Raw genomic sequence first — 11,535 nt, 5'->3', positions numbered from 1 at the left:
CAATGGCATTAAGCAGAATTTGGTCAGCATTTATTATCGTGGCTATTGTAGTAGCAAGTATTAAATGTTTCTTTTTCGGACATAGCGATATTTTTAACTGGATGGTAATCGGTAAATCATCCGATCCCTTAAACCCTTTAAAATTAGACGGCATTATCGAAACCTGCTGGATTGCGGTTGACCTTTGCATTAAATTAATTGGAACACTGGCTTTATTTATGGGGTTAATGAGCATCGCCGAAAAAGCAGGTGGTATCCGTTTATTATCCAGAATTATTGGCCCTTTTTTTTCAAAACTCTTTCCTGAAATTCCAAAAGGACATCCGTCTATGGGGCACATGATCATGAATTTCTCAGCCAATTTATTAGGCTTAGATAATGCCGCCACTCCATTTGGTATAAAGGCGATGGAAAGTTTGCAGGAGCTTAATCCAAATAAGGATGTTGCCAGCAATTCGCAGATTATGTTTTTATGCTTGCATGCCGCAGGTTTATGCTTAATTCCTGTTAGTGTAATTGCCATTAGGTCAACCCAAAATGCGCAAGACCCAACCGATATTTTCATTCCGTGTTTGATTGTAACTTTTGTTGGTACCATGGCCGCCATGCTCATTGTATCCTTTAAACAAAAGATAAACCTACTTCAACCCGTTATCATTACCTGGGTATTAAGTATCTCGGCAGTGGTTGGTTTACTGGTTTGGTACGTAAGTAAGTTAAATGCAGAAAGCATAAAATCATTTTCAGGCTTATTAAGCGGTGGAATAATTTTATTGATCTTTTTATTGATTGTATTGGGTGCACTATATAAAAAAATTGATGTTTTTGATGCGTTTATTGATGGCGCCAAAGGCGGATTTGAAACTGCACTGAAAATTATCCCCTATTTAGTTGGAATTTTAGTTGCGGTAAGCATGCTCAGAACCAGTGGAACTTTTGATGTAATCATGAGCGGGATTAAAAACATGTTTGTGTTTTTTGGAGCCGACACCAAATTTGTTGATGCGCTGCCCACAGCTTTGATCAGGCCTTTAAGTGGTGGTGCTGCCCGAGGAATGATGGTAAGCACTATGATTTCTAGCGGACCAGATTCATTTGCCAGTAAATTATCGGGTGTTTTTCAGGGTGCGTCTGATACTACTTTTTATGTAGTAGCGGTTTACTTTGGTTCTGTTGGTATAAAGAATACACGTTATGCCATCGGTTCGATGTTATTGGCTGATTTAGTTGGGGTTTGTACAGCTATAGTGCTTAGTTATATGTTTTTTGCGTAGTTTTTAACTACAGACAGAAGGGCACAAAGTTCACAGAACTGGGTGTGTAGTCAAAAAGCAAAAACATTAATCTACAGCTATTTTCTAAATCTGGGGAAACATAAATTAGCAAGATTGTTGTGGGATAGATATCCTGTTAATGATTTCATCAATAGCATCAGGATCAATCGCTACGTTTTTCGAAGCACACCATTTTTCTGTTTTATTATCCAGCCAGATACAAAAAGAATGATAGCCATCTAAAACAACGGCATAAGTTTCATGAAAATCATCTTGAATACGCATGCAAAATCCCTTAAAAATTTTGCCTCTAACAATGAATTGCAGGGTGGAATAATTTTCTAACATGGCTCATTATATTTTTGGTTAATTTACAACAAATTATAAACGAGAATGTTTCGTTAATTTAAAGGAATTAATAATTAATTCTTAAACTACAAGGAAAGGCTTAACCTATGTTTAACATATTCGAGTAGCCTTTAGCTATTAAACGCTTTTTTGAAGGTAAAAATATCTCGCATTGCAGATTTAATATCGTGCGTCCTTTTTTCACTATTGATGTTTCGGCGATTACTTCATCTCCTTCGCTTGCAGGGGCAAAATAATCGACATAGTTATTTACGGTGGTATAACGTTCGTTCAGTCCCATTGTAAAAACCGTTGCACCAATTAAATCATCAATAATGCCTGCCGTTACACCACCATGTAAAATTTGATAAGGATTGGTCATTTCTTTACGGATGGTATACTGGCAAACCAACATACCGTACTCTGCTTTAACTAAAACAGGAGCCAGCCAGTTCATAAAGTTAGACGGCGAATTGGTAATTACCTTGCCAATTGATTGCCTTAAAAAAGTTAAACGCTGTTCGTTTAAAGAGGGTTCCATATAGGGTAAAAATAGGCAAAATAGTTTATTAGTCCGTAAGGTGGAACGGTTGGTAGAAAAAAGGTTTGATGGCAAAAGAAAATGGAAGATATAAATACCTCCCATTTCCTAAACGAAACATTTAACCCTAAAACATGATTATATAACCGTGCTATAGTTCCCATTAGAAGCTTATGGTCAATGGTTTTTTGGTCAATAGTTTATAGCCATTACCTACATTTCCATCTGCAGATATTTTATTGATCATAAGCCATTAACTATCAACTATGATCCATCAACCATTTCATCTTACATTATCCATCCTTAAATCGGAATAATAACTTTAAAACTTAAGTTCCTGCCCATATTGTAAATTCCTGATCTGCCATTTGGCGAAGGGTTATAATATTCGAAATATTTTAATCGATTTAAATTTGATTGGTATGCGATATTGAAAATATTATCTGCCTGAAGAAAAATATCACATAAGGTCTTTCCTTTTTTAGTTTTCAGTGTTGATCCTATTCCTCCGTTGATTAAGGTATAACCTGGCGTAAAGGTTTCAGTATTATCTAAAGCATAAAATTTATCCTGATCAGCGAAAAAAGCAGCATCAATTTTAATATAAGGCTTATCAAAAATGCCTATAGCCTTTTGAGCGGTCGCCTTGATCTCTGTTCTCACCTGCAATGGCGGAATAAAGGGTAGGTATTTAGCTTCCTTACCATGTTTATTTAATAATTCCTGATTCTGGTTCAACCCAACCACGTAAGCCAAACTATTGTTAAAACTTAACCATTTCATMGCTGAAGGATGTAGATTTACCGAAATATATAATCTTGCTTTCGACTGCTGATACTGATAAGTTAGGTTTCCAGGAACTATAACCACTGGATTCCCATTGGCATCGGTCAAGCGCGATTGATAGATGTAGTTCTGAATATTGTTATTAAACAGTTCCATACTTATTTCAGCATCTTTTAAGTAAGCAATAACGCCTATATCTTCCTGAAGGTTAAACTCTGGTTTAAAAGTCCTGTTGCCCAAATACACAATGTGCGCACCGGGATCTAATCCATTTGAACCGATTTCTGTAATGTTTGGTGCACGGTAYCCCCTGGCAATATTGGCTTTAATGAGCAGTTTTTCAGAAATGTTATAGGTTAAACCCAAACTTCCTGACAAGCCATAATAGTTTTTATCAAAAGAAGGGAATTGCAATTTTCCAGTGGCATCAGTCGAGCTCACCTGTTTACCAAAACCTGTTTGTGCATTGGTACCTACATAAAAATCACTCCAGTGTATATTTCTTCTGTCTATCCTGATTCCTCCGGAAACATCGATTTTAMCCATCGATTTCTTTGCAAAATAAAAAGCACCGATATCGAAAAGATCATAATCGGGAATGGGAAAATCGGTAGCAGCCTTGCTCCTGTTTCCCTGGTACATACCATTTACTCCAATGGTACTTTCGATACCGGCAAAATCTGGAAGGTTGTATTTAAGATCATAATTAAAAGTGTTTAACACTACATAAAGCCCGGCCTGACTTGGCAATGTTGGGTGATTATATTCTCTCCTTACACTTTGCTGTCCGCCAATCAATAAATTTAAATCACTCGTTCCAAATTTAAACTGACTGGTGTTATAAAATCGGTAATGTTGAATGTGCTGATGTAAGGGATTAATGGAGTAGGTATTCAAATCACTTTCAGGCACAATAGGCCTGTTTTTAATATCATCTCCGTTATCTAAAACCTGCCTGGTAAATCGTCGTGATAAAGAATCTCTGCTACCATCAGGAATTTCCATTAAATTATCGTAATAGGTAACGGCAGTTTTAGAATAACCCCAGGCTTTATCTACTCTGGCACTGGCAGATAGATTGTATTCTCTAAAAGCTGTTCCGTAAACCAATCCATCAATTTTGTTTTGGTAATTATGTGCTGTTTTCCCAGTCGCCCTAAACGTATATTTCCAATCGTTTTTAATGTAGGCCAATCCGAGCGACGAACCGATCATGCCATTATTACTTTGGTAATTTGCTGTAAAATCGCCTTTCAATTTACCATCTTCAAAATTCGGGCTGTAAGGAATCATATTAATTACACCTGCTAAGGCATCAGAACCATAGGTTAAACTGGCCGGACCTTTTACAACTTCGGCCCTGGTAATACCATATTCATCTACCTCAATACCATGTTCATCGCCCCATTGCTGGCCCTCCTGCCGTAAACCATCATACAAAGTTAACACACGATTATACCCCAAACCTCTAATAAAGGGTTTAGAAACATTTGGCCCCGTGGTAACAGCTGTAATTCCAGGAACGCCTTTAACAATAGCTTCGATCAGGTTAGTATTCACATTTTGATCCATTGATTTTTTCGAGAGGACCGCAATAGGTACAGGGCTTTTACGCAGCTGTGTGGCCCGGTTAACCCCGGTAATTACCACATCGCCTAAATCAGATGCTAAGCTTAACAGATCAGCGTTAACCAGTGCAGTATCTCCGTTTAGCGTTACTTTGATTCTTTTGGATTGATAACCTATGCCCGAAAAAATGAGGTCATAATTTCCGGATGGAATACCACCTAATTGATAGGTACCCGAAATATTTGATTTGGTGGATCCCTTAGATCCTAAAATTTTAATGGTGATATTTTCTACAGGTTCATTTTGGGAGGTGACCAAACCTTTAACCATAACTTTTTGCGCGATGGCATTTAGCGATATAAAAAAACAGAAGCAGTATAGTAAGAATGGTTTCATGAACAGAAATGATTTGTCTAAATATAATTTTAGACAAATCTAAATTTTAATTTAAATATATCAAATTAAATATTTAGATAATATTTAACAACCTTAAAATCAAAACATTTAAACAAAAAATAAAAGTACTTAGCGTTGAGTGAAGCGCTTTTATTTTCGAACCCGAGTAATAGTTAGCAAGACATCCATCATCCATTTTACATCTCTCCTCTTACATTCTCCATCTCATACTACATTTCCTCCAGCGCCATTTATTAGCCCACTGGCCAGGTTAGCATCCTTTGCTTCCAGTTACTTCTTTTTTTTAAAATTTAATCGATTTTGAGTAAACAGCGATAATGCTTATCTAGCTGATTATAAACAACCTGCACTTGCTGTTCATAAATCAATGCAAAATGGACAGAAAAATCTTTTGAATATTTTCAACCATATCCTGCAAATACACCGTTATTATGATTATAATTGAATACTAAAGAGTGAATAAAACTATAATACCTGAAGGATTGTTATGCCTAAAGGAGTTTTAAACAGTACTAATCTTATAAACAGAATATATGTTGGTGATTAATAATTTCGAAGAGTATGAATCACATCTAGGTAAAGAACTAGGTGTTTCTCAATGGCATACCATAGACCAAGAACAGATTAATAAATTTGCCGATGCAACCTTAGATCACCAATGGATACACACCGACCCGGAAAAAGCTAAAAATGAAGGGCCATTTAAGGCAACAATAGCACATGGATATTTAACCTTATCCTTAATTCCTTATTTATGGAAACAGATTGCGGATGTACGTAATATTAAAATGGAGATCAATTATGGTATTGAACGTTTTAAATTTGGTCAGGCAGTTTTAGTGGATAGCGAAGTGCAATTAAAAGCAAAATTAAATTGCATTAGCAATTTGAGGGGAATAACTAAAGTTACGATTCAAGCAACGCTTGTGATTAAAGACCAACCCAAACCAGCATATGTGGGCGATGTTGTATTCTTGTACCACTTCATCTGATATCATTCAATTTTGGCTACATAACTACGCTTAGTTTTCATATCGGGATTCTTGATATCGGGTAACTTGATTTTGGCTAGCGACATTTCTATCGATACAGATGCATCCCGTTTTCTGGCTTCGGTGGCTATGCTTGAAATGATATTTTTTAAGGTATTCAGTGCTGCAAAATACTGACGATCCAGTGTTTTAATGGCATTCATATCGCGATTTTTCTGTTGGTATTCCAGGTTTGCTTTTTCACAACAATTGTACTGAATCTGATCTAAATATGCTAACTTTTCGGTTATTATAGACAGTGCTGACGCGGATAACTTAAGTCCTTTAATGTCAACAACTTTATCATCCTTAACTAAATAATTTAAGCCATTGAACGAAATGGTTTTGAGCGGAGTATTGTTAATAATTGCTGTGGGTTTTGGAAGCTGTTTTTTTGAATTAAAACCATCTTCAATCAGCGCTTTGTTGTAACTGAACCGATCGGCTAAAAGTGAATCAATTAACTGGTTGCCATCCTTTATTTGCTCAGCAGTTGTACTGATAGCATGAGAAGCCGTCAGATTCTTAGTTGAGTTACAGCTAAAACAAATGAATAAAATAACCCCCAAAAAAGGCAAAATTTTATTTTTCATATCCAACAATTAATCAAATGCAAATTATGGAATTAACGGTTTATTGCACTTCACAATTGACGAACAATTTACTTTACATTTATTTAAGCTGTGCTGTAGAAAAGTATATTCTTGCCAGCAATTATATTGTTTTAATGATTACCTACATTTAAAACATGTGGGTAGAATTTCGATTTTTATAAAATTATTCGAGTTACCGAATTACAAAAAACGTTTTTTTAGATGATTATTTTACCGTAACAAAAAAACCATTTTAACGTATGCGCAAAACTAGTATAACTATATGTTCTATGTGAGTAAATAAAAGCTATACTGACAAATAACGGGTGAAAATCCTGTTAAAAAGGGCGCTCTCTTTCAGCAATCCTTAATGTTGATCCTGTTATAGGAGCCAGTTTATCACAAATATGAGAATACAAAGATGGACCAGCCGTGCTGAGCTTCAAACGCTCCGGGAGGGTGATTATATTACATACGAATCATATTCAGGACCGATAAAAAAAATAGAAGTGCATCATTTTAGAAACGAACAACATTTTTATATTAAGATTTATAATTTAAAACAAACCATACTGATTATCACATGATCAATATCTAAAAAACCAAAGATATTTTAATGATCCACGTAAAATATCCTATTCTCAAACTAATCAAATCTTGCATGTGCAGGCGTGCCTTCGCTTTTTTCGCACATTTATTTTAGAACTACTAACGGCCTATCGTACTGGCGAATGCACAAGATGATCCAAGTAATTTTGATATTTTCGATTTTACAATTAACGCCCCGCTAACCTCTTAAGTTAAATGGTTTTTCTGAATACTTTCTTTGAGCAATGTAAATTCGCAACTAATTAGATTGTATTTTTCATATTTATCTTTTTCTGTTAATTGAAATCTAGCTATTCTTGTCCATCCTTTATTAATGACCAAACAATAATACACAAATGGACTTTTAGTGTTTAGCTAAAGTAAATAAATGTTAACCTAAATGTTAACTATTGCTAAACATTTGTTTAGTAAAACTACCGATAGTATATTTGACGATAAAGTTCAAAAAATTAATTTATCCAATTTAATAGAAAGCAGATGTACCCTGAAATTAAAATGGTAGTATTCGATATGGCTGGCACTACAGTGAACGAAAACAACCTAGTTTACAAAACCCTAATGGATGCAATAAATGTCGCTGGTTTTTCATATTCCCTTGATCAGGTTCTTGCTGTTGCAGCAGGAAAGGAAAAGAAAGAAGCAATCAGATCGGTACTTAAAACTTACGAAGGTTCTTTTGATGAAGCCATGGTCTTCGATATATATGAAAAATTTATTGGCAAACTGAAACTGGCGTATGAAACTGAGGAAATTTTACCTCAACCTGGTTCGATTGAACTTTTTGAAAAACTTCGGAAAGAAGGAATAATTTTGGTACTTAATACAGGTTACGACAGGGTTACCRCAGAGGCTATACTGAGCAGACTGGGTTGGAAGGCAGGTACCGAATTCGATACACTCGTTACTGCTTCTGAGGTCGGCCAAAACAGACCAGAACCTGATATGATTTTATTGGCAATGAGACAGCATGGTCTTACCGATGGTAAATCGGTTGTTAAGGTTGGAGATTCAAGTATTGATATTGAAGAAGGTAAAAATGCAGGTTGCGGCTTAAGCATTGGCATTACCACAGGCGCACATACACAGAAACAATTAGAAAAAGCTAAACCTGACGCGGTAATAGACAATTTAATGGAAATCTATGCTATGGTAACCAAGCACAACTAAATAATTGAAATGATTAAATAATTACAACCGTATATGCTAACATACAAATGGGGCAAACGATTGTAATTAAACATAAAAGGCTCCTGGTATTATACCAGAAGCCTTTAAATTAGAATYATGGTAAGCCCTCTAAAGGGATTCCTTTGGAATATTGCGGTCGAGATGTGATTGCATTTCTATTTACGCAAGACTAATTATCACGAATTTTGATGCTGCAATCGTTCATTAGTACTTCAACCTAAACATAAAACCTTTTAACCAGGTAAAGCGTTTATTTTTAGATAACTTAGATCACAACTAAATATAAGCATATGAATACACAGGAAGTAGCTGACAAACTGGTGCAGCTTTGCCGTGAAGGCAAACACGAACAAGCCATTGATGAACTTTACGCCGATAACGTTGTAAGCAAAGAGCCAAAAGGCTCGCCAATGGAATTAACAGAAGGCAAAGATGCCGTTAAAAAGAAAACCATACAATGGGAAGAAAGTGTTGAAGAGATACATAGCTCTTCGTGCTCAGAACCAATTGTAGCAGACAATCATTTTGCTATTGTAATGAACATTGATGCCACTTATAAAGCCCATGGAAGAATGGCCATGAGTGAAATCTGTGTTTATGAGGTTAAAGACGGAAAAATCGTAGCCGACGAGTTTTTCTATCGCATGGGTTAAAATATAAAAAGCCCCGATATCCATCTGGGCTTTTATAATCAACTAACCTAAACTTATAAATACTAACCAAATATTTATACCGCAAAACTAATGACCGATTATTAATTCAATGTTAAATATTTATCACTTGTTATCTGAAATTGGTTACACCGCATTAGCTCATTAAATCGTAAAACACCGCTTATCGGGAAAAAATTAGAATCAAATTTGCCTTGCCTGTTCTGTGAAGGAAAATGTTTTATTACCTTTAAATAAATGAGCAATTTCTAACCATAAACCGTATAAAATTGATGACCATACCCAATCTGCAAGACCTTTCAAAAAAACATCAACTCATTTCCGATCTATTTAAATGGCCCACCAAAGCTTCTGAGTGGGAACAATACAAGCTCAGCAACGAGCAACTTGATTTTTTTAAGACGTTTGGATACGTTAGCGATATAAAGTTATTGGAGGAATGGCAAGTTGAGCGGTTGAACAAGGAATTAGCAGAAATTATAGATCCTGCACACCCCTTAAATGGGCTGTTTCATGAGTTTCACAGCAATGAATCTGCAGATCCTAATTCAGTTTTATTTCATGCTTTAGGCGCCTGGCGAATTACAGAAGGCTTTCATGATGTGATATGGAATCCCGCTTTTGCGATGGCGGCCAGTCAGATYTTAGGTAATAAAGGCGTACGTTTCTGGCACGATCAATTGTTCTGTAAACCAGCAAAACATGGAGGAGTTGTAGCCTGGCACCAGGATTATTCTTATTGGACACGCACCGGGCCCATGCAACATTTAACCTGCTGGGTTGGATTAGATGATGCAACTACCGAAAACGGTTGTTTATATTATGTACCTAAAAGCCATAACTGGGGCTTGCTGGATAAACCAGATTTAGCTGGGGATATGGAAGGCTTAATGCAGTATTTAACCGAAGAGCAGAAAGCAGAATTTAATCCAGTCCCAATCGAACTTAAAAAGGGATATGCTACGTTTCACCACCCATTAATGGTTCATGGCTCGTTCGAAAATAAATCACCACGTTCAAGAAGTGCTTTCGTTTTAAATGTATTTACTGACGGTACCGAATCGAATACCGACGAAGCCTTACTTAAGGGAGTGGAACCTATTGGTGCAGGACATAAAATGGAAGGGCAGTTTTTTCCTTTGATATTTTCTCCCGACAGCCTTTAATCGCACTATTTCATTTTTTAAAGCTTTATGTGCTGATCAATTAACCTGGAATACCTTGCATTTAGCTACGGAAGCACTGATACACGGAATATTCATGGCTTTGCCTTGTCTTTAATCTGATCTGGAATCTTAAATATCCTTTTTTTCGTTTCGTTTTCACGAGAATGGCGGTATTTACAATTCCCGCTCAATTTGCATGAGGTTTTTGGGCCTACGAGAAAGTGGCAGATATTGATGTGCTCTTAGCTAAAAAATAAAAAACGGCCTACAAATGTAGACCGAATATTGAGCGAAAATTTATTTTCCCGAATTATTAAATTCTTTAAGCCAGACAATTGCCTACTTAACTTAACGGTTACCCACATATGTTTCTGCAGATGGTAAAGACGTTTTACCATTCACTCCTATCGTTTTAATAAAATAATAGTTGTTTTTTTCTTTAATGAAGTTTGCATCTATGTATGTAAAAACTTTTGCATTAACATCAGCTATTTTTGTTGGGTCTGTACCTCTTACATATCTATAAATTTCATATTTGGCTACTTCGCTTTGTGAGGGTTGCCATTGTAAAATGATGCTTTTATTATCTTTGCCAGTAAAGGATTTTAATGAATTTGGGGCATAAACCGATTGACTTGTGTTTACCGTTATTTCATTGCTAAATTCGCTTTCCTTATCTGCGTCAGTTACACCAGTTATTTTATAGCTCACTTCAATATCATTAAAAAGAAATTCATCCTTAAATGTATTTTTGAAGCCTAGAACAGGTGTTTTATTAACTTTAACATAAGATGAATTTCCAGATTTCCGATAAACATTATAACCAGCTATCTGTTTTACAACAGTTGTATCTTGCCAAAAAAGATAAATACCTTTTCCATCTTTTTTAAAATCTACGATAACTGGTGCCGCAACGCGAAAATTTGGATTACTTAGGTAAATAATTTTAGAAAAACCGCTTCTGGTATTACTTAAATTCTCAGACACAAGGGCATAGCCAACTGTTGGTGATAAATTACTTGTTGTATCGGTATAAACGTAATTTCTTTTGGCTTTCTCATCAAAATATATCATTTCTGTAATCGGTTTCATGTCTCCCCCAACTTCATTGGTACGATATACATAGTATCCACGGGTATCGTTATTGTAATCTGTCCAACTAACTACATTATGTTTATTCACATTTCTAACAACAACATTTGCTGGCGGATCTGATTGTTTGATTTGATGAACTAAGCCGTAAACTTTAATCCCTCTTTCTGTAGCTCTTCCAAGTTTATCTACAACCACTAAATAATAATAATATTTCTGACCAGGGATAATGGTTTTATCAATATAATTG

General features: G+C 35.7%; 10 protein-coding genes. 5 read left to right on the top strand and 5 right to left on the bottom strand.

Going from position 1 to position 11,535, the window contains the following annotated elements:
- Positions 1-1,274 (top strand): nucleoside recognition domain-containing protein (locus AC1DPQ_RS10185; protein WP_477609108.1); only part of this gene is annotated, 1,274 nt, incomplete at its 5' end.
- A 105-nt stretch (positions 1,275-1,379) separates the two neighbouring features.
- On the opposite strand, the gene AC1DPQ_RS10180 is transcribed toward AC1DPQ_RS10185, so the two are convergent.
- The 3 genes from AC1DPQ_RS10180 to AC1DPQ_RS10170 form a co-directional block, all read right to left on the bottom strand.
- Positions 1,380-1,622 (bottom strand): hypothetical protein, encoded by a 243-nt coding sequence (locus AC1DPQ_RS10180; protein WP_029274704.1) that lies wholly within the window; start codon positions 1,620-1,622, stop codon positions 1,380-1,382.
- Between the two features lie 100 nt (positions 1,623-1,722).
- Positions 1,723-2,163, bottom strand: a complete 441-nt coding sequence (locus AC1DPQ_RS10175; protein WP_477585931.1) for a PaaI family thioesterase — start codon at positions 2,161-2,163, stop codon at positions 1,723-1,725.
- Positions 2,164-2,466: 303 nt separating this feature from the next.
- Positions 2,467-4,914 carry a TonB-dependent receptor gene (locus tag AC1DPQ_RS10170; RefSeq protein ID WP_477609106.1) on the bottom strand — a complete coding sequence of 816 codons (2,448 nt, stop codon included), beginning with the start codon at positions 4,912-4,914 and terminating at the stop codon, positions 2,467-2,469.
- 554 nt (positions 4,915-5,468) lie between these two features.
- On the opposite strand from AC1DPQ_RS10170, the gene AC1DPQ_RS10165 reads away from it, so the two are divergent.
- Positions 5,469-5,927, top strand: coding sequence for a MaoC family dehydratase (locus tag AC1DPQ_RS10165; protein ID WP_029274701.1), 459 nt, complete (start codon positions 5,469-5,471; stop codon positions 5,925-5,927).
- 2 nt (positions 5,928-5,929) lie between these two features.
- Here AC1DPQ_RS10165 and AC1DPQ_RS10160 read toward each other — a convergent pair whose 3' ends face one another.
- A complete protein-coding gene (locus AC1DPQ_RS10160) occupies positions 5,930-6,559 on the bottom strand; it encodes a hypothetical protein (protein ID WP_477585441.1) in 630 nt (209 codons plus the stop codon).
- Between the two features lie 1,086 nt (positions 6,560-7,645).
- Between AC1DPQ_RS10160 and AC1DPQ_RS10155 the strand changes: the two genes are divergently transcribed.
- From AC1DPQ_RS10155 to AC1DPQ_RS10145, 3 genes are all read left to right on the top strand, one after another.
- The gene (locus tag AC1DPQ_RS10155) at positions 7,646-8,335 is read left to right on the top strand and encodes a phosphonatase-like hydrolase (protein ID WP_477609104.1); all 690 of its coding nucleotides are present in this window, start codon (positions 7,646-7,648) and stop codon (positions 8,333-8,335) included.
- A gap of 311 nt (positions 8,336-8,646) precedes the next feature.
- Positions 8,647-9,009, top strand: a complete 363-nt coding sequence (locus AC1DPQ_RS10150; RefSeq protein WP_057935321.1) for a nuclear transport factor 2 family protein — start codon at positions 8,647-8,649, stop codon at positions 9,007-9,009.
- A 290-nt stretch (positions 9,010-9,299) separates the two neighbouring features.
- Positions 9,300-10,193, top strand: a complete 894-nt coding sequence (locus AC1DPQ_RS10145) for a phytanoyl-CoA dioxygenase family protein (protein WP_477584803.1) — start codon at positions 9,300-9,302, stop codon at positions 10,191-10,193.
- A 348-nt stretch (positions 10,194-10,541) separates the two neighbouring features.
- Here AC1DPQ_RS10145 and AC1DPQ_RS10140 read toward each other — a convergent pair.
- The coding region (locus AC1DPQ_RS10140) for a fibronectin type III domain-containing protein (protein WP_477609102.1) at positions 10,542-11,535 on the bottom strand (994 nt) is incomplete at its 5' end.

It is taken from the genome of Pedobacter sp. 01T416_2 (assembly GCF_056398925.1).
This window is presented reverse-complemented; position numbering and strand designations above follow the sequence as displayed.

What these genes read in the sequence shown, in the direction of transcription:
- AC1DPQ_RS10180 (WP_029274704.1), bottom strand. Translation starts at nt 1,622, where the DNA reads ATGTTAGAAAATTATTCCACCCTGCAATTCATTGTTAGAGGCAAAATT.
- AC1DPQ_RS10175 (WP_477585931.1), bottom strand. Translation starts at nt 2,163, where the DNA reads ATGGAACCCTCTTTAAACGAACAGCGTTTAACTTTTTTAAGGCAATCA.
- AC1DPQ_RS10165 (WP_029274701.1), top strand. Translation starts at nt 5,469, where the DNA reads ATGTTGGTGATTAATAATTTCGAAGAGTATGAATCACATCTAGGTAAA.
- AC1DPQ_RS10160 (WP_477585441.1), bottom strand. Translation starts at nt 6,559, where the DNA reads ATGAAAAATAAAATTTTGCCTTTTTTGGGGGTTATTTTATTCATTTGT.
- AC1DPQ_RS10150 (WP_057935321.1), top strand. Translation starts at nt 8,647, where the DNA reads ATGAATACACAGGAAGTAGCTGACAAACTGGTGCAGCTTTGCCGTGAA.